17 protein-coding genes are annotated in these 18282 nt (G+C 50.4%); 8 read left to right on the forward strand and 9 right to left on the reverse strand.

All coding sequences use genetic code 11. The features are described from left to right. Window positions 1-69 precede the first annotated feature (69 nt). The 8 genes from gntP to MUG06_RS21875 all read left to right on the forward strand — a co-directional run bounded on the left by gntP (window position 70) and on the right by MUG06_RS21875 (window position 8209). On the forward strand, window positions 70-1401 hold the full coding sequence (gene gntP / locus MUG06_RS21840) for a gluconate permease GntP (RefSeq protein WP_279234077.1): 1332 nt from the start codon (window positions 70-72) through the stop codon (window positions 1399-1401). Window positions 1402-1931: 530 nt separating this feature from the next. Further along, complete coding sequence (locus MUG06_RS21845) at window positions 1932-2714, forward strand: SDR family oxidoreductase (RefSeq protein ID WP_243080026.1); 783 nt, start codon at window positions 1932-1934, stop codon at window positions 2712-2714. Window positions 2715-2731: 17 nt separating this feature from the next. Then, window positions 2732-3109, forward strand: a complete 378-nt coding sequence (locus tag MUG06_RS21850) for a nuclear transport factor 2 family protein (protein WP_243080027.1) — start codon at window positions 2732-2734, stop codon at window positions 3107-3109. Window positions 3110-3138: 29 nt separating this feature from the next. Beyond that, a complete protein-coding gene (locus MUG06_RS21855) occupies window positions 3139-3996 on the forward strand; it encodes a fumarylacetoacetate hydrolase family protein (RefSeq protein ID WP_243080028.1) in 858 nt (285 codons plus the stop codon). Between the two features lie 15 nt (window positions 3997-4011). Beyond that, window positions 4012-5238, forward strand: a complete 1227-nt coding sequence (locus MUG06_RS21860; RefSeq protein ID WP_243080029.1) for a DUF3500 domain-containing protein — start codon at window positions 4012-4014, stop codon at window positions 5236-5238. 163 nt (window positions 5239-5401) lie between these two features. Next, window positions 5402-6733 carry a hypothetical protein gene (locus MUG06_RS21865; protein ID WP_243080030.1) on the forward strand — a complete coding sequence of 444 codons (1332 nt, stop codon included), beginning with the start codon at window positions 5402-5404 and terminating at the stop codon, window positions 6731-6733. A 25-nt stretch (window positions 6734-6758) separates the two neighbouring features. Next, complete coding sequence (locus tag MUG06_RS21870) at window positions 6759-7145, forward strand: RidA family protein (RefSeq protein ID WP_215845100.1); 387 nt, start codon at window positions 6759-6761, stop codon at window positions 7143-7145. Between the two features lie 206 nt (window positions 7146-7351). Then, window positions 7352-8209, forward strand: a complete 858-nt coding sequence (locus MUG06_RS21875) for a DUF2218 domain-containing protein (protein ID WP_215845101.1) — start codon at window positions 7352-7354, stop codon at window positions 8207-8209. Window positions 8210-8260: 51 nt separating this feature from the next. Here MUG06_RS21875 and hpaI read toward each other — a convergent pair whose 3' ends face one another. From hpaI to MUG06_RS21920, 9 genes are all read right to left on the reverse strand, one after another. Next, window positions 8261-9040, reverse strand: coding sequence for a 4-hydroxy-2-oxoheptanedioate aldolase (gene hpaI / locus MUG06_RS21880; RefSeq protein WP_243080031.1), 780 nt, complete (start codon window positions 9038-9040; stop codon window positions 8261-8263). 7 nt (window positions 9041-9047) lie between these two features. Continuing rightward, complete coding sequence (hpaH, locus tag MUG06_RS21885; RefSeq protein ID WP_243080032.1) at window positions 9048-9851, reverse strand: 2-oxo-hept-4-ene-1,7-dioate hydratase; 804 nt, start codon at window positions 9849-9851, stop codon at window positions 9048-9050. 3 nt (window positions 9852-9854) lie between these two features. Continuing rightward, a complete protein-coding gene (locus MUG06_RS21890) occupies window positions 9855-10730 on the reverse strand; it encodes a fumarylacetoacetate hydrolase family protein (protein WP_243080033.1) in 876 nt (291 codons plus the stop codon). Between the two features lie 130 nt (window positions 10731-10860). Beyond that, a complete protein-coding gene (locus MUG06_RS21895) occupies window positions 10861-11907 on the reverse strand; it encodes an amidohydrolase family protein (protein WP_243080034.1) in 1047 nt (348 codons plus the stop codon). Window positions 11908-11945: 38 nt separating this feature from the next. After that, a complete protein-coding gene (locus MUG06_RS21900; RefSeq protein WP_243080035.1) occupies window positions 11946-13232 on the reverse strand; it encodes an FAD-dependent monooxygenase in 1287 nt (428 codons plus the stop codon). A gap of 48 nt (window positions 13233-13280) precedes the next feature. After that, a complete protein-coding gene (locus tag MUG06_RS21905; protein ID WP_215845105.1) occupies window positions 13281-14516 on the reverse strand; it encodes an MFS transporter in 1236 nt (411 codons plus the stop codon). Window positions 14517-14615: 99 nt separating this feature from the next. Continuing rightward, complete coding sequence (gene hpaD / locus MUG06_RS21910) at window positions 14616-15635, reverse strand: 3,4-dihydroxyphenylacetate 2,3-dioxygenase (protein WP_243080036.1); 1020 nt, start codon at window positions 15633-15635, stop codon at window positions 14616-14618. A 350-nt stretch (window positions 15636-15985) separates the two neighbouring features. Beyond that, on the reverse strand, window positions 15986-16723 hold the full coding sequence (locus tag MUG06_RS21915; protein ID WP_243080037.1) for a PadR family transcriptional regulator: 738 nt from the start codon (window positions 16721-16723) through the stop codon (window positions 15986-15988). A 576-nt stretch (window positions 16724-17299) separates the two neighbouring features. Further along, window positions 17300-18280, reverse strand: a complete 981-nt coding sequence (locus MUG06_RS21920) for a VOC family protein (protein WP_243080038.1) — start codon at window positions 18278-18280, stop codon at window positions 17300-17302. Window positions 18281-18282: the final 2 nt, after the last annotated feature.

The following is an 18282-nucleotide window of genomic DNA, read 5'->3' on the forward strand; positions in this document are numbered from 1 at the left end:
GCGGGACATGCTCCCGCTGTCTTGTTTTACCTCATTATAAAAACGCCTACAAAATAGTTAAGGATCATCATGTCACCTTTCTTATCACTTTTTTGGGTGCTGGCAGGTATTGCGTTGCTGGTCGTGCTCAATATTAAATATAAATTTCATAATATTTTCTCGCTGCTTATTGCCGGGATATTTGTTGCTGTCGCAGTAGGCATTCCGTTAGACAAAATAGTCTCCACGGTACAGCAAGGTATTGGCAGTATTATGGGGCACCTGGCGCTGATCATTATATTTGGTGCGATCATCGGCAAGTTCATGACGGAGTCAGGGGCCAGTCAGCAGATAGCGGATACGGTTATCCGCCACTGCGGCACGCGTTTTCTTTCTGTTGGCCTGATCTTTATCGGTGTGATATTTGGCATCGCGATGTTTTATGAAGTCGCATTTCTTATCGCTATGCCGCTGGTTATGAATATTGCGAAGAAAGCCAACATTCCTTATATGAAACTGGTTATACCTACCGTAGTAGGTGCAACGATGGGGCACAGTCTATTTCCACCGCAGCCAGGCCCTGTTGCATTAATTAGTGCATTTGGGGCAGACATCGTTCAGGTTTATTTTTATGGTGTATTAGTGATTATTCCTGCTTTATTTTGTGCAGGAATTCTGTTGCCAAAGTTGCTGCCAGGCATTAATAACATCCCGCTTAATTCAATGATTAAGCCCATTGAAGAACTGGATACGCATAATTTACCCTCTTTTAGAACCAGTATCATGATTCCACTGATACCGGCGGTATTGATGATTCTGGCTTCAGTGATAAAACCGCTCGCGGGTAAGGATTCTGAACTCACACACATTTGTGAATTACTAGGCAGCGCAGAAATCAGCATGCTATTGGCGACTTGCGCAGCGATTTGGGTACTGGGCGTTAAGCGGGGATTAACATCAGAAGCGATCACGAAAAAAGTCAGTGTGGCGATCGCTCAGATTGCCAACGTGTTGTTTGTCATCAGCGCCGGTGGCATTCTCAAACAAGTGATTATTGATTCAGATGTAGGTGACAGCATCGTTCATGTTATGAGTCATGTTCCATTTTCACCTTTTATTATTGCGTGGTTAATTACCGCTGTTATTCGAATTCTTACCGGACAAGGTGCTGTTGCAGCAATTACATCAGCAGGCATCGTTGCACCGATGATTGGCGCGTTTAATCTTAATCCAGCGTTAATGGCTCTGGCTGTAGCTTGTGGCAGTAATACTATTACGTTGATGTATGACGGTGGCTTTCTGTTATTTAAAGAAACCTTTGGTATATCGATGAAAGACACATTTAAAACCTGGGGTTTACTGGAGCTGATAAATTCAGTTGTAGGCCTGAGCATGGTCATACTGATCAGTTATTTTTTATAAATGACATTACGCATACTTTGATTCTCAGCCCACAGCAATAATGTCGTGTTCGGAGATACGGATATCTTCCAGGGCTGAGAAGGTGCAGCCGGAGTCGCGACGCGAAAACATGGTCAGCCAGCTAACAACCGGCATCCTGAAGCTTTCCGTCTCCGTATTCTGACGCTGTCACGCGAAAGTTTCGCTGGTTCGTCCCCACGCTTACCGCTGAGAAGCGGTAGGCGCATCACACCCCCCGCAACGCTGATAACTTCACCCTACCTGTCTAAATAGCTGTTTTTGCTATCCAGACCCTTTTCCCCTGAGACTGCCTAACGCCCCTTCAAAACAACGTCTGATCACCCCTATTTTTCCTGTTAACGATCCGTGACCGACTTCTGAGTTTTCGCTCTCAGAGAGGCGCAATATCTAGACATATCGCAATAACAGATATATCTAATATCAAGTAACGCCAAGCTGAATAGGGCTGCACACCAAAAAGTTCAGTGATTGATATAACCCTGAAGAATTCGATAAATAACGGAGTAATCATGGACTTAGGCATAGAAAACAAGATCGCATTTGTCTGTGCTTCATCGCAGGGGCTGGGACTGGCCTGTGCTCAGGCATTAGCGGCAGAAAACGTACACATCATTTTAAACGGGCGTGATGAAAGCAAACTGCAAAGCGTTGTGCAACGGCTTCGCCTTAATAATCCAAAAACGGTCGTCAGTTATATAGCTGCGGATCTAACGACATCCTTGGGAAGGGAAAAAATCATTTTTTCGTTACAACAAGTAGACATTCTGGTCACGAATAATGCCGGGCCTCAGCCTGGTGCGTTATCTGACTGGAGCGAGGATGCCTTACGCAATGCAATGGAAGCCAATTTTATTCCCGCCGTTCAGCTGATACGTGCCTGGCTTCCGGGTATGCAGGCCCGGGGCTTTGGCCGCATCGTTAACATCACCTCCGCCATGGTGAAATCGCCACATTACATGATGGGGTTATCAACCTCAGCGCGCACCGCACTAACGGCAATATGTAAAGCCATCAGTCAGGACGTGGCGAAAGACAATGTCACGATTAACAACCTGTTACCTGAGCGGATTGATACGCCCCGGCAGGAATTTATGCTTCAGCGTTTAATCGCGAAAGAGGGTATCAGCCGTGAAGAGGCTCGCTTGCGCAATGTGCAATCTATTGCCGCAAGGCGTTATGGCTCGCCGCAAGAATTTGGTGCCGCCTGCGCTTTTTTATGCAGTCAGCAAGCCTCTTTTATCTCGGGCCAGAATCTGCAACTCGACGGTGGTTCTTACGACGGCCTGATTTAATGGAGGTGATGTAGATAATGAAACCGCAATTTAGCGAGCTGCTTGAATTCGAACAGCAGCGCCAGCAGGCCTTAACGCGGCCCGACCTGGTTTTACTGGAACGTTTACTGGCAGAGGATCTTGTCCACATTCACAGCACCGGCATGGTCCATAACAAGCAGCAACTTTTGACACATATTGAACGCATGGGTGGCTTTATCGCCATTTCACGCGCTACCCCTGAAATTCGTCTGGAGGGCAATATTGCCATCCTCACCGGCAATACACGTAACACCATTCGGCTGCTGGAAACGGGCGAGGAAAAAGTACGGTTTGGCTTCTCCACACTGGTACTGCGACGTATGCCGCAGGGCTGGCAGATCGTTCTCTCTCAACTGACCCCTTATCAGTCGTAAAGGCTACTTATTCAATAAAGGAGAACAGCATGAAACTGGTACGTTTTACGGAGCAGGGTTATACGCGTATTGGCAAAGTCATTAACGATCGGGTAATCGATCTCTCCGCTGTGTCGGGCGTGTCTGAATCAATGCGACAGCTGATTACTGATTTGCCGCAGCTGAGGAGAGTGCTTGAAGAAACCAGCGAACCGGCTTTTCCACTGTCAGAAGTTCAGTTAGAAGCGCCAGTACAGGATGCGCAGAAATTTCTCGGGATTGGCATGAATTACCGTAAACATGCGGATGAAGCCCGACTGGCTGGCATAACGATCCCTGAAAGTCAGATGTGGTTCAACAAGCAGGTATCCTGCATAAACGGTCCATTTTCGCCAGTCGTAAAGCCTGATGTCAGCGATAAAATGGATTATGAAATTGAGCTGGGCGTCGTGATTGGTAAACGCTGTCGTCACGTCAAAGCCAGCGATGCGGCTGCAGTCATTGCGGGTTACCTTATCGTGAATGATGTTTCAGCCCGAGACTGGTTACACAAATCACCCACCTTCACCTTGGGTAAATCCTTCGATACTCATGGCCCAACAGGCCCCTGGCTCACAACCGCAGACGAAATTCCCGATCCGCTTAATCTGGATATGAAACTCTATGTGAACGGAGAGCTGCGTCAGCATTCCGGCAGCGGCGACATGATTTACGACATCTATGCGCAAATAGAATACCTCTCAACGGTGATGACGCTTGAGCCGGGCGATATTCTTGCTACCGGCACACCTTCGGGCATTGGCGCACCAACAGGCCGCTTCCTGCAACCCGGCGATGTCATGCGGCTGGAGATAGAAGGCCTGGGCCATATAGAAAATCGTGTGGTGGCAGAAGCCGCTCACTCTTAATCGCCGGAGGATGTTATGACCAGCCGAAACTTTCGTGATTACTTAATGCCAGCGGATGCGCATCGTATTGGTCTTGCTCGTGGCGTCGACGTGCATACTTATGGCGAACGCATGCTTGCAACCGATAAAGCGCAAAAATTGAAAGCACACTGGCAGGCGATGCTGGATGAAACCTTTCGCGGCATTACCAGCAACGGTGAAATCCAACCCGATCTTTATCGCCTGCAGGATGAGGGCTTTGCCGTTGAAAATGCTGTTGCCGCCGCCCAGGCTCTTTTACAAACCCTGGCGCCTGAGGTGCAAATAGAGGCATGTTACCCTATAGAGGCCAAACAGTGGCGCGGCTGGTACAATCCTGAAATCCCGTTTAATGATTACGGCGTACGGCTTGAAGAAACGTCAACAGCAACCCGTGAAGCCTTCCTGAAGCTGTTACGCAGTTGCACCAGTGAACGGGGTTTTACCAAAGTGCAGCAGCTAATGGATGCTAATCATTTTCTGGGCGAACTTTACGACCTCACCAATATCATGAACCGCTGGAGTTTTCACTTCATGCTCTTCGGGGAGCCATCTGCTACGCAGCCCTGGGGCTGGAGTATCTATGGCCATCATGTGGCGTTTTGCTGCTTTATCATAGGGCGGCAACTGGTTATCGCCCCCACATTTATGGGTGTAGAGCCAAACGTCATTGCGCGCGGTGATGATACTGACTGCGTGCTGTTCACCGAAGAGGAGCAGCGTGGTCTGGCATTGATGCAATCCCTCAACCCGGATCAGCAGGCGCGAGCAACCCTTTATCAGCAGATGGAAGATCCGCTGATGCCTCCAGAGCGTTTCAACTTTGCCGATCAGCGACACTTGGGCGGCGCATTCCAGGATAATCGCGTTATACCGCTGGAGGGCATTTGCGCAGCAGAATTTAACGCATCACAGCGCGCCAGTTTGATGGAAACCATTCGCGTTTTTCTCGATTTTTTACCTGACGGACCGCGTGAGGCTCGTCTCAAACAGATTGAGCAGCACCTGGAGTCAACCTGGTGGAGCTGGATCGGCGGTTGCGGCAATGACGACGTGTTTTATTACCGCATTCAAAGCCCAGTGGTATTACTGGAATTCGATCATCACAGCGGCATGTGGCTTACCAATGAAGAGCCAGCACGCTTTCATATTCATACCATCACCCGCATCCCGAACGGTAACGATTACGGCAAGGCCTTGCTGATGCAATATCAGAAGCAATAACAGGCTGCAAAGCCTGAATTTCCGTCGTACCGGGTGACGTCGTTTTGCCCGGGTAATCCACAGCGTTTGTTGACTGCTTCCTGATGAAGCGGAAGGCTTCGCTGCGCCTAAAAACCCTAATAGACATTAACCCTACATATTTATAAAACGAGGTTATCAGGCAATGCGTGTCCAAAAATTTAAAACAACTGCTTTAACCGTCGTGCCTCTGGCACTGTTTTGCAGTGCGTGTTACGCCGAAGCATTACCGGCTACTGAATCAGACAGCTTCAACGACTGGCTCGCTCAGGGAAATATATCTGGCGAGCTGAAGACCATGACTTTTTTCAAAGAGTTCAGCGGTACGTTACCGAACAAGCGCACCAGTTCGCTGGGCGGTGATATTCAGTATCGCAGTCCGGAAATAGGTGGATTCAGCGTTGGGCTGGGCGCTTATGGTGCTTATAACCTGGGAGTGAATCCTTCTGACGTTGAGAAAACTGAAATCTATCTGCCATCCGATAACACGACGGTGCTCGGAAAAGCTTTTCTGCGCTATCAGGGATATGGGCTTGATCTTCAGGCTGGTCGTTTTGGCATCGATACCCCTTTTGCGAACGAGGGCGAAGGCTGGACAATGGTCCCTGCCCTATATCAGGGCTTTGGCGGTACATACGCACTAAATCAGAAAGGCGATTTCAAACTCAATGCTTACCGTATCTATCGTTTCAAACCGCTGAGTTCAGAGCATTTTGAAAAGGGTGATGCGGGCAATCCGGAAATAGAAGATACCAGCGTTCCCTCGGTTGACAGCGATGGTTTTACCACGTTGGGTTTACGTTATGGCCGGCGCTGGAACACCACCGCAGAAGCCTGGTATTACAATTTTGATAAACGCGCACAACTCGCTTATGGTGGCGCGGAAATTCCTGTCGCTGGGCTAAAGTTCGGCAACTGGACGCCTTACTGGGGCGCACAATATCTGCATGAGTGGGATGCCAGTGATCAAGCCTCGCCGTATCGCAACGTTGATACTGATCTCTATTCAGGACGCATCGGCATGCGTTCGCGCAATCACGACATCTATTTTGCTGCCACCTATGTGCCGTCCAAAGAGGATGCTTTCCTGAGCGGTGGCTTCTTTGCACCTTACAGTTATGGCATTTATGACCATACGCCGCTGGAGAGCGGACAGCCGCTGGTTTCTATGGTCACCACCAACCAACCTGGTAACGCGTTTGCACTGCGCTACGCCTATCATGATGAAACTTGGTTAGGCGTATTAGGCGTAACGCGTCTGGAGTTGAAAGACTCTACCGGCATCTATTATCCGCTGCCTGCTGAGAACATCAACGCAGCCTTTATGATCCTTGGTTATAACGTCACTCCGCGCCTGCATCTGGAATTTGAGTTGGATTACGTGCATTCCCCTTCAGAAGTCACCGGTAATTATCACGCCGAACGCTTGCGGTTGGTGTATCGCTTTGGCGCAAAGATGGCGGATGACGACTATTAATTCTGACTGACTTCAGGAGAAGGTTATGGCTAAACGGCAAAGTATTTATATTGATGGTTTTCCCCATGCTAATCCCATTCCGGCAGCCTGCCGCATCGGGCCAATGCTCTGTTCTGGCGTTATCTATGGTCGCGATCCGCATACGCAGCAGGTACCCGAAGATTTGGAACAACAGTGTGAACTGATGTTTATGCATGTGCGCAGCATTGTAGAAGCCGCAGGGGGAACGCTTGAGGATGTGATTAAAATGACGTTGTGGATGCAGGATAAATCTCAACGCGAAACGGTGAATCGTCACTGGGAGAAAGCCTTTCCTGACGCCAACGCCCGCCCTGCCCGTCATGCATTAGAGGGTAATTTCACCGGCAATACGCTCATTCAGTGCGATTTTACTGCTGTGCTGGGAGAATGAAAATTGCGGGCAGCATTTGTGTCTGCCCGCCTGTTTATCTATATTGCCTGTGCATCTGACAGTAAAAAATTAAGCGCATTTTTGCGACTCAGACCAACGAACCTGATTGGAAAATCTTATCAAGTCGCGTGTTGGCTTGGTCAGTTACAACATTTCCGATATATTTAAAATCCAGTTATATAGTGTGGTTATTGAACGGGGTAATAATGGTCCAGAATCGCCGTTCGGATGAGATTGCAGATAATCTCAGCACCGGGCAAGCCGACAGTGCTGTAACACAGGTCGGCGGTAAACCAGGCCGGCGCACGCGCGCCTTCGACTATGGTGAACTGCGCCTGCTGTTATTGGCAATGATCGCCAAACAACCCAGCCACGGCTACGAACTGATCCACGAAGTAAAAGAGCGCCTGGGCGGCACGTATAAGCCCAGCCCGGGTGTCATCTATCCGGCTTTAACCTGGCTTTACGATCGCGGCTACACTGAAATCGATTTAGAAAAGGGCGGGCGTAAACGCTACAGTATTACCGATGAAGGTAAAGCATTTCTCAGTGCGAATAAAAGCGTGACCGATATGCTGATGGCACGTGTCGTGCCGAAAGCGCATGGCAAATCGCCACAGGCAATCGTAGAGGCGATGGATCACCTGAAACGCGCACTAAGTTTGCGCATTAAAATGGAGCCGGTTGCCGACGAAGTGATTGCGCGTATAGGCGATATTATTCATGTCGCAGCAAATCAAATTGAAGCGTTGTTCAACCTGCCGGTGTTAAGCGAGGGCGCAGAAAAATGCGTTGCTGATATCGCAACCCCAAATGGCGAACGTTATTTACGCCGCCTTTGTAGCCATTTTCAACACCGAACACCCGTTGTGACCGATGAGAGCAGCGGCCATTTTCGCATGAGTATGGGCGAAGTGCGCATGGAGGCACTGGAAGGCATTTTCCGCGTGAGCTTAACCGCGCTTAACGCAGAAAATCTTCAGGAGATGCAGCACATTTTAGTGCGTCATCTGGAAGAAGCGGCAGTACGTGAAAAGCTGGATGTAACCTGGCAGTCTGTTTAATGTAATGAAGTAAAATGCAGACAGGATCCGTTTCGTCTGCATTTTTATGGCTTACTCTTTTAACCTGGCATGGAAATCTGCTGCCAGCACGCTGGTGGATTTCACCAGCAATCCCACATCGCTGCCTACCGCAACAAACGTCGCGCCCAGCTCAAGATATCGGGCGCAAAGTAAGGGATCGGCGCTTAAAATACCTGCCGCTTTGCCATGTGACTGAATTCGTATTAATGCTTGCTCAACAGCTTGCTGGACTTCTTCTGCGGCTGGCTGGCCAAGATATCCCATATCCGCAGCGAGATCGGCGGGACCAATAAACACCCCGTCTACACCTTCAGTGGCGGCTATTGCATCCAACTGCTCCAGACCGGCGCGACTTTCAATCTGTACCAGCAAGCAGATTTGTTCATTCGCTGACGTCAGATAATCTGCGATACGATTAAAAGCGGATGCACGGGCCAGTGCTGCGCCGACTCCACGAATGCCCTGCGGTGGATAGCGAACGGCTTTCACCAGAGCCTGTGCCTGTTCTGCGTTCTCGACCATGGGAATTAATAATGTCTGGGCGCCAATATCTAACAGTTGCTTTATCAGCCACGGTGCGTCCATCGGCGCGCGAACAACGGCATGTCCCGACGCAACAGAGACTGCCTGAAGCTGGCTCATCAACAGCGGCACATCATTCGGCGCATGTTCACCATCAAGCAGCAACCAGTCGAACCCGGCACCGGCGCAGATCTCTGCTGCATAAGGACTGGCAAGCGCCAGCCAGAGACCAATTTGCGGCTCTTTTCTGAGTAGCGCTTGTTTAAAGTGATTTACGGGTGCAGGCATTTTGACCTCACTCAAAATAGCAGCTGACTGAACCCTGTGGCCCAAAATCAGCATGAATAGTGTCCCCATGACGGGCTTCAACCGGGCGAATAAAAGAGCCCGCCAGCACGATCTGCCCGGCTTCAATGTAATCGCCATATTGTGACAGCCGGTTTGCCAACCAGGCGATGCCACGTGCCGGATGATTAAGCACCCCCGCACCTAAACCGGTTTCTTCCACCGTTGCATTGCGCGACACAATGGCCCCTGTCCAGCGCAAATCAATCTGATCAGGCGCAAAAAGCTGGCTGCCCAATACAATGCCGGCATTAGCGGCATTATCAGAAACGGTATCAATAATGGTGCGCGATTTACCGCTGGCGGGATCGCTTCGCACAATGCGCGTATCCAGTATTTCCAGTGCAGGCACGATATACGCAGTGGCGTTTAAAACATCGCTGACGCTAACATTCTCGCCATTGAGCGGCGCTTTCATAATAAATGCCAGTTCAGCTTCAATACGCGGCTGAATAAAGCGATCTGCCGTGATCGTGTCGCCATCTTCAAACAGCATGTCATCAAACAGCACGCCTGAATCTGGTGTGGAAATATTGAGTGCATACTGCATCGCTTTTGATGTCAGACCAATCTTCCAGCCAATAACCTTACGCCCCGCCTCGTTTTTTTGTTTCACCCAGGCACGTTGAACGGCATAGGCCTCATCCAGCGTCATGGTGGGATGTAGAAGGGAGACTAATCCAATTTGCTGACGTGATTTTTCTGCGTTATCGAGTGCTTCAGCCACACTCAAAATATCTGACTGGCTAAGCATGATTCACCCCTCATCGCGAACAACGTTGCGCAGCGTCCCAATCCCTTCCGCCTGTACTTCGATCACATCACCAGGCTTGAGCCAGACGGGAGGCTCAAAGCGCGCACCCGCACCGGTAGGCGTACCGGTAAAAATGATATCGCCGGGATTCAGCGGAATAAAAGTCGAAACGTAAGCGATGATCCAGGCGAAAGAGAAGGTCATATTACTGGTGCGGTCGTTTTGGCGAAGCTCACCGTTCACGTAAGTAGCCAGATGGATATCATTCAGCTGAGCGGCATGGGTAAAGGGCACCAGCCAGGGACCGATCGCGCCGGAATGATAAAAATTTTTACCCTGAGTGACGTTGAATTTGCTGTGGCGGACCCAGTCACGCACCGTGCCTTCGTTGCCCAGCGTAATGGCCGCAATATGATCCATTGCGTCGTTCTGGGCAATGCGGCGGCCCGCTTTACCTATAACGATCACAATCTCGCCTTCATAATCAAGCTGTTCACTTTCGGCAGGACGCAGCAAAGGCTGAAGATGTCCGGTGAGTGACTCGGGAAAACGGACAAACAGAGAAGGGTAATCAGCCGCGACCTGATTATCTTTGTACTCGGCATTACGGTTGGGATAATTAACCCCCACACATAAAATCTTACCGGGATGAGTGAGCGGCACTTCAAACTGAATCTCACTTAGCGCATAGTCAACGGGCAGGTTTTCCGCGTCGGCGGTCAATGTTTGCAGGGCATTATCAGCAATGATCGCATCAAGTGTTGGCCAGCGATCGCCAACGCGTTTACTGAGGTCAATCACACCCTGCCCCTTTATCAGACCATAACCTTTAACCCGTCCATCAAGCGTGGAGAAACTGACAAATCTGATCGGTTCCAATGGAAATCTCCTTTATTTCGTCCTGCCGGACAAAAAAGCGGCGAACAGAAGCCCGCCGCTCCCAGCATGGTGGCTGAGCAGTAAATAAGACACAGAGGGTTTTACGGCGTTGACGCAGCGCCGAAACGCGTTACTCCAGTTTGAAAATACGCGCGGCATTCCCGCCCAGGATACTGGCTTTATCCTCTTCGCTGATGTCCAGACTCCGAATAGTTTCAATGCCCTTGAAGAACCAGTCTTTACGGATCGGATATGAGCTGCCGTAGAGAATATTTTTGCCTCCAATGACTTTCACAGCCGCTTCGAGCTGCGCTTTACCCCACTGCGGTGCGCCTGACGTGTCGAAGAAAATGTTATTGCTCAGTTGCGCGCGCAGGTTTCCGGTTCCGGTCTGGAAACGGTCGACCGCATCGTTAAACTGATGTTGTGGTGGCACCAGCATGTCGGCGAATGCATAAAATGCACCCCCCAGCATTGAATGGATAAAACGCAGGTTCGGCAGCTCATCGAACATGCCGCTGAACAGTTCACGTCCTACTGCAGTAGCCTGATCAACGCAGCGTCCAAACTGACGACGCTGATTGGTATAAGGCAGTACCGAATTGAAATCGACCGGCAGCGGTGTGTGATGCACCACAACCGGCACATTCAGGTCATTGAGGAATTTTAGGTAGGGGCGAAACGCCGCATCATCAAGATAGATCTGACCATAGTGCGCCACGATCTGTGCACCCCGAAAACCGAGCTGATTCAGGCAGCGATCCACTTCACGCAGGCAATCATCGGTACCCCATGGCGGCACCACTGCCAACGCCGACATCCGGCCCTCGCTGCGGTTCACATACTCTGCCATGCGGGTGTTGACCTCTTTACAGGTCTCTAAATCGAGCCATTCCTGCCACACTGGCAGACGGAAAATAGCGTGATCCACGCCAGCTTTTTCCATGTCGGCGAGCTGGCTTTCCAGCGTGTACTGACCCTCGGCATAGTTGAGATTCACATAGCCTTTAGGTTGCTCAATGATCAACTGGCTCAGCGCCGTTCCTTCAATTTTTTCCACCCGCGTATGCACACCGTATTGTTTGGGTACGCAGTCGAGGAAAGAGTTAAGAAGTTTCTTGTCGGAGAAAAGTTCACCCGGCAGCCAGTGCATGTTGGAATCAATAATCTTGCTCATAATCCGTTCCTTTCTGTCTACGTTAAGATTGCTTCACGTTATTTTTGTGTGGCAAAGACCGACTTGTATTTAGCCGGCTGGTCTGTCTCTTTCTCTGTTGGTATACGCATACCCGCTTTGGCGTGGTATTCGCTGAAAATCGACAAGGCTTCTTCGTGGGGGAAGATAGCTTCTATATCTTCAAACGGTTTGCCCCCACTGCGTTCTTCTACAATACGGCGCACGACTTCCGGCCCTTCACCCCGTGAGGCAACAACCAGCCAGTTCACCTTCTCGCGACGCTCATTTTCATAAGCGCTGAGTGCTTCCACCGGATCGGCAACAGACGCCAGTTTTTCGGCGATCACTCGCGCATCCACAAACGCCTGGCACACGCTGTTACCGCCGCGGGGATACATGGCATGCGCGGCATCGCCCAGCAACGTAATACGACCAAACGACCATTGCGGTAACGGATCGTGGTCGATAAGCGGAAACAGGTAGCATTCGCTGGCATTACGGATCATTTCGCTGACATCAAGAAAATCGAGCTTGCAGTCGTCAAATACATGTTCAATTTCTTTCACACCGGTTTTCTGATTCCAGTCTTCTTCGCTCTGCGGCTTTTCGTTCTGCTCGATAACCCAGTTGACCAACTGGTTACCGTTGCCATCTACGTTGTCCTGTATCGGGTAAACGATCAGCGTGCCCTGACGAATCGGATCGCCGATATGCAAAATGCTGCCACCGGTTTTGAATGGCGGCATCACTGTGACACCGCGGTAAAGCGTCAAACCGGAGAAATGACTGCGCGCCGATTCGGGCAGCAGTTTGCTGCGGATCACAGAACGAATCCCGTCTACGCCAATGACCACATCGGCGTGGACGCTCTGTGGCGCATCGGGATTCAGATGGTTATCGAAATGTACGGTAACGCCGTTTTCATCCTGTTCAATTCCGCTGCAACGACAGCCCAGCGTAATGGCATCCTGACCCAACCTTTCCTGTACCGCTTTGTAGAGCATCATTTGCAGACGACCCCGATGAACAAATCGCTGGTCATGGTCGTAGCCCATATGACGGCCGCACTGTTCTGCAAAAATTTGCTGTCCGTAGCCGGTGTAAAAGATCGATTCTTTCGCTTCAACCGAAATGTCGACAAACGCGTCGTATAAACCCAGCTCGGTAATTTCCCTGACTGCATAGGGTTTGATGTCAACGCCGACGCCCAGCGGTTTTATCTCTGCAACGGCTTCAAACAGCCGCGGGCGAAAACCCTGTTGATGCAGGCGCAGGGCAGCGGCAAGGCCAGCCGGGCCCGCACCGATGATGACGATATCCAACATAGTGACGTCCTCTTGTTTATGAATTTTTAAGCTCAGCGTTCAGGAAATTCAGATATGGCTTTTCAGGGTGCTACGGTCTCCAGCATGGGCGTCGCGTCCGGGCTGATGATTGACATCGCGCAGCCAGATCGGTACGCCTGCCAGACAAACAACCAGCCCACCGATGACCAACACTGCCAGCGACTGCATGCTTCCACTGTGTTGTGCCGCGATAAACAGTGGAGGCCCCAAGAACACGCCAACCAGCGTCAGTTGTGTGATTAAGCCGCTGGTGGCGCCAATGCTTTCACGTGCTGGCGCGACGACCGGTGCGAGTGCCCACATGCCCACCAACAGGCCGCTGCCAAACATAAACAGCCATGACGCGCCCACCGAGAGCATGAAACCGAGTGGCAACATGTAAATTGCGAGGGCTGGAATGCCGGTAAGGATAAGCCCAACGAATCCAATCGCGGCGGCCTTTACTCCCCGGTTAAGCATTGCGCCTACCATCAGGCAGCCAATGCCGTTACATATCATCGCCACCACATTCCAGTGCGCCACTTCCACCAGCGGTACGCTGTAGCGTTTCGATAAATAGGGTGCAAGTGTGGAAATAATGCCGGTTTGCAAAAAGGCGTCGGCACCAAATGAAATACCGAGCAGATAGATCAGCGGGCTTCTCAGAACAGCGCGCAGACCACGCGTGCGTGAAAACTGCGCTTTCTCTTCTGCACTCCGACGCGGCAGGCTAATCATGGCGATGAATGCCAGCAGCAGCGTCAGTAGCGAATGCGCAATAAACGCAGCGCGCCAGTTACTGAAGTGGTCCGCAAGACCGGCAGAGAGAAAGGGCAGCAGAAAACTGGCGGGAACAAAGGTTGACCATAATGCCATCGCCATATTGCGTTGTTTGCCGGTCGTAATACGAATTAACAGCGTTACAGCGGCAACGGCCGTCATGACGTAACCTATGCCTGTCACGATTCGCCCGGCTAAAAGTAAGTTGAATGTGGGGGCGGCAACGACACAAACATCACCAATGACAATAACGACGGCACCGACTAACAGAACAATACGGTCACCGGCACGATCGACAATGTATCCGGCCAACAGTGCACCTAACGCAACCATCAGCGAAGGCAGGGACATAATGAGGCCCATCTGGCTGTGGTCGAATACGTGAAACTCTTTAGCAATAGAACCTAATTCAGTTACGGCTTCGCTAACGGTCATTGCAGCCATTACGCCGAGGGCGTAGGCAACGAGAATTCTGACAAGTGGATTTTGAATGAATGTACTCACGATCCTGTCTCCCTAAAGCTGATATCACAGTCTGCTGATGCAGAAACAGTGGGATAGCGGGCTTTGCGCCACGCGTATTACAGCGTTACTGCAGAACGGTTAACCATCGTTAGCCAAGGCAAGAAAACGTTCCAGCGTAGGAGGATCGACACGGATTTCCGGTTGAGTGAGAACAGTGTCAGTAAAGGACGTGGCTTCGGTAAACCACTTGTTCTGGGCGGGAAGTCCCCACTGATCGGCGCGTTTAGGATCAGCTAAATCCCAGCCGAGCGCGGGTTCCAGATCGATGTGCTGATAATGCGTATTGAACAATTCGATGCGATGCCCGTCAGGATCGCGGAAATAAGTAAACAGTGCACCACTGATACCGTGCCGGCCAGGGCCACGCTCCAGATTGGGCGCATAACCTAACGCACCGGCAACATCACAGGCGCGGATCATGTCGTTGGAATCTGGCAGGGTATAAGCAAAGTGATGCAGGCGCGGGCCTGGCCCTTGGGTGAAAACGATATCGTGCGGATTGCCTTTCCGTTGCAGCCAGACGCCCCATAAATGTTGCATCTCACTAATATTCGAATAGGTATATTCACTGACGCGAAATCCGAGCGCCTGATAAAAACCCCACGTCTGGCGAACATCGCTGACCTGCAGCTGATAGTGATCAAGTCGCTGCGCGCTGGCCCCGCGATAATGCTGATACTGTTTCAGCATCCGTTCACGCGGTTCCATTGATGCGCAAAATTCGAGTGGCACACCCACATTGTCTCTGACGCGCAGCGTGAGCCCCTGATAAGGCACATCAGCCAGCGTCGCCGTTTTGCCCTGTTCGGCAAAATAGTCCTGTGCTTTATAGATATCGTCTTCATTACGTACGCGCATTCCGATACATGCACATGTCGCTTCAGATGATTTACGCAGCACTAAACTATGGTGCCCGCGCTCTTCGAGGCCGCGTAAATAGACAGCCGAATCATCTTCATCACTCACCACTAGCCCGACCAGCTCGGTATAGAAATGCCGACTGGCATTAAGGTCGCGGACGTTAAGCACGACGTGGCTGGCACGCGTTACATTAAAGGGGGGATCCAAAACCAACTCATCAATCTGTGGCATGGGCATGTTCTCTCTTTCAGACGAAGCGATTGTCAGTATTGTTATGTGAGCCAGCAATGACATAACCGGCCCGCTTTTTGCCCCCGCCACTACGACTGACTTCAGTAACGAGGAAGCGATAATTTAGATATATCGTGTTAATAGATATATCTCATTGTTTGCGATGAATTGGAGATCAAGCGCACAATTCAGGATGAAGGTTAAAAAACGTTGAAGTTGCAGCGCTCAGCAAAGCGAAAAAGGTATTAAGTGAGGGATCACTCAATACCTTTTTTATGATGCTGTCCGTACTGGCAGGATCAGCATGTGAAGGAAAGTTATTATTTTATAATGCGTTAGTGCGAGATTGATACAAATTAAGATTCTACAGATTTAAGCTGTGCAAGCGTTTGTTGCAAAATGGCGGCAACCTGTCGCTGCGTCTCTTCATCACTGCCATGATAGCTATGTAACTGGCTTCGTAGTTCATGAAGCGCCTGCATTAATGACGGTTCAAACGGCTGACGCTGCTCTGACATTGCCTGATTCACGGTTTCGCTCTGCTGAGCGAACAACGCCAGTTTAGCAAGCAACGCATCCGCCATTGCCTGATTGTCGGTCAGCCAGCTTTCTCCCTGCTCATTGATCGCATAGCGTTTGCGGTTACCTTCCTGGTGCACAGTGACATGACCCACATCTTCAAGGTAAGTCAGGGCTGGATAAATCACGCCCGGGCTTGGTTTATAAAAACCGCCGCTTTTCTCTGACAGAGTTTTGATCAGCTCATAGCCGTAGCTGGCCTGCTCTTTCAACAACGTCAGTAATAAAATCTGTAACTCATCCGCACCAAATTTACGGCCACGAAGGAAAGAGGGACGATCGCGATGACCGGAATCATCACCACCACGGCGATGCCCGCGATGACCCCCGTCACGTCCGCCATGTGGACCGGCAAAACGTCTATGATGACGTTCACCGCGCATCGCCTGATGCCACTGGTTAACGTTTGTTTCTGGCTTCTCTGTACGGCTTTCAACCTGATCAGCAAATTCATTGCGGTGCGTGTGTTTTCGACCACAGCCGCCACGGCGTTCATTAAACATATCTCTAAACATAGGTCTCTCCTGATTAAATGTGTCTTACGACTGTGTCGTAAGATACAAACTTATATATCTTACGATAGTAAAATGCAACAGGCTTTAACCAAAACGCGTAACACAGCACATTTTCCTGAACAAAATGAGCTTGAACAAAAAGAGATAGAGATCAGTTTGGAGCAGAGAGGCGCGTGTTCTAGGGTTGTTTCATTACGTTTGAAAAAGGACTAAATAAGATTGAAAGAGAGTGCGCCGCCGGATCGGCATGGCTTTGACGTAGTTAAGTCTGGCCATACATGTAGGAATTCCGTAAAGCCAGAATAGCTAAGGAAAAAAGGATAAAATCTACCGTTAGTAGGCTTAAAAGTGCTTAACATACATTGTGAGGAGCTAAGCTGACATTGCCGCTTCGGGTGTTCGGGTGAGGAGCTTGTGATGCGGCCTTTGCTGCGGTTTTTTACCTTGAACGAAGTTAACCGGCTGAATGTTATTTAGCACATTACCGGCCAGCGGCTGGTCACGCACCTTGCCGCTGAACGCTTACTAAGATAATCAAGCCTTATATTCTTTTTAAAAAAGTCTTTGGTTATGAAATTACTCTTTCATTTCCTTTGGCATCGGTGGTGTGCCGTGCGTATGGAAAGTCTCAATAGTCTTTAATCCCCACGCCTGCCCTTTTTTACGCTCGGTCTCTGTCCATACCACAGTCTGCCAGTCCGGGGCGAGTATCAGGCGAGCGCCGGAATTTGCCAGCTCAACGCGATTCCCCGCCGGCTCCCAGACGTAAAGGAAAAAGGTCCCCTGAATCGCATGCTTATGCGGGCCCGTCTCAATATGCACGCCGTTTTCGAGAAAGATATCGGCTGCGCGCAGAATATCCTCTCGGGTGTCTGTGGCATAAGTCACGTGGTGCAGACGTGCTCTGCCGCCGCCATGCTCTTCCGTGCATGCCAGGTCATAAGTTTTATTGTTGATGGTGAACCAGCAGCCACCAATCCGGCCATTATCAAGCTGAATCATTTCTGTAACCCGCGAGCCGAGGCAGGTTTCCATAAAGCGTTTAAACTCACTTACGTCCGCTGCAAGCAAATTAAGATGATCGAGGCGGCGAGGACAAGCACCACGTCCATGGTAACGCTGCGCAAGATTTTTCAGTGACGGGCTCTCACCTACTTCAGCCTGATAGCGTACGGTTTCATAATAAATTTCAAAAACATGACCGAAAGGATCGGCAAAGCGGAAGGCGCGACCGTGTCCCTGATCGTCATTCACCCAGCCAATTATTTCATAATCGCTGGCCTCAATGACGGCCACACGTCGCATCAGCGCTGCTTCCGAGCTGGCACGATAAGCGATGTGCCCTACTCCAGTCGTATGATGACGCGTCAGCTTCAGGGTATGAAATTCATAGTCATCCCAGGCACGCAGCCATGCATGCTTTTCATCCTGCGCCGAGACGGTAAGGCCATAGACGTTGACGAAGAAATTAAGGCTCTCTTCAAATTTGTCAGTGTAAATCTCGACATGTGCCAGATGGGCAATATCATGACAGGGCTCCGTCATTTGATTTGTCATAA

Source organism: Pantoea sp. MQR6, assembly GCF_022761075.1.
Classification (GTDB): Bacteria; Pseudomonadota; Gammaproteobacteria; order Enterobacterales; family Enterobacteriaceae; genus Pantoea; species Pantoea phytostimulans.

What these genes read in the sequence shown, in the direction of transcription:
- MUG06_RS21915 (WP_243080037.1), bottom strand. Translation starts at nt 16,723, where the DNA reads ATGTTTAGAGATATGTTTAATGAACGCCGTGGCGGCTGTGGTCGAAAA.
- MUG06_RS21920 (WP_243080038.1), bottom strand. Translation starts at nt 18,280, where the DNA reads ATGACAAATCAAATGACGGAGCCCTGTCATGATATTGCCCATCTGGCA.
- MUG06_RS21855 (WP_243080028.1), top strand. Translation starts at nt 3,139, where the DNA reads ATGAAACTGGTACGTTTTACGGAGCAGGGTTATACGCGTATTGGCAAA.
- hpaD (WP_243080036.1), bottom strand. Translation starts at nt 15,635, where the DNA reads ATGCCCATGCCACAGATTGATGAGTTGGTTTTGGATCCCCCCTTTAAT.
- gntP (WP_279234077.1), top strand. Translation starts at nt 70, where the DNA reads ATGTCACCTTTCTTATCACTTTTTTGGGTGCTGGCAGGTATTGCGTTG.
- MUG06_RS21865 (WP_243080030.1), top strand. Translation starts at nt 5,402, where the DNA reads ATGCGTGTCCAAAAATTTAAAACAACTGCTTTAACCGTCGTGCCTCTG.
- MUG06_RS21895 (WP_243080034.1), bottom strand. Translation starts at nt 11,907, where the DNA reads ATGAGCAAGATTATTGATTCCAACATGCACTGGCTGCCGGGTGAACTT.
- MUG06_RS21845 (WP_243080026.1), top strand. Translation starts at nt 1,932, where the DNA reads ATGGACTTAGGCATAGAAAACAAGATCGCATTTGTCTGTGCTTCATCG.
- MUG06_RS21900 (WP_243080035.1), bottom strand. Translation starts at nt 13,232, where the DNA reads ATGTTGGATATCGTCATCATCGGTGCGGGCCCGGCTGGCCTTGCCGCT.
- hpaI (WP_243080031.1), bottom strand. Translation starts at nt 9,040, where the DNA reads ATGCCTGCACCCGTAAATCACTTTAAACAAGCGCTACTCAGAAAAGAG.
- MUG06_RS21850 (WP_243080027.1), top strand. Translation starts at nt 2,732, where the DNA reads ATGAAACCGCAATTTAGCGAGCTGCTTGAATTCGAACAGCAGCGCCAG.
- MUG06_RS21870 (WP_215845100.1), top strand. Translation starts at nt 6,759, where the DNA reads ATGGCTAAACGGCAAAGTATTTATATTGATGGTTTTCCCCATGCTAAT.
- hpaH (WP_243080032.1), bottom strand. Translation starts at nt 9,851, where the DNA reads ATGCTTAGCCAGTCAGATATTTTGAGTGTGGCTGAAGCACTCGATAAC.
- MUG06_RS21875 (WP_215845101.1), top strand. Translation starts at nt 7,352, where the DNA reads ATGGTCCAGAATCGCCGTTCGGATGAGATTGCAGATAATCTCAGCACC.
- MUG06_RS21860 (WP_243080029.1), top strand. Translation starts at nt 4,012, where the DNA reads ATGACCAGCCGAAACTTTCGTGATTACTTAATGCCAGCGGATGCGCAT.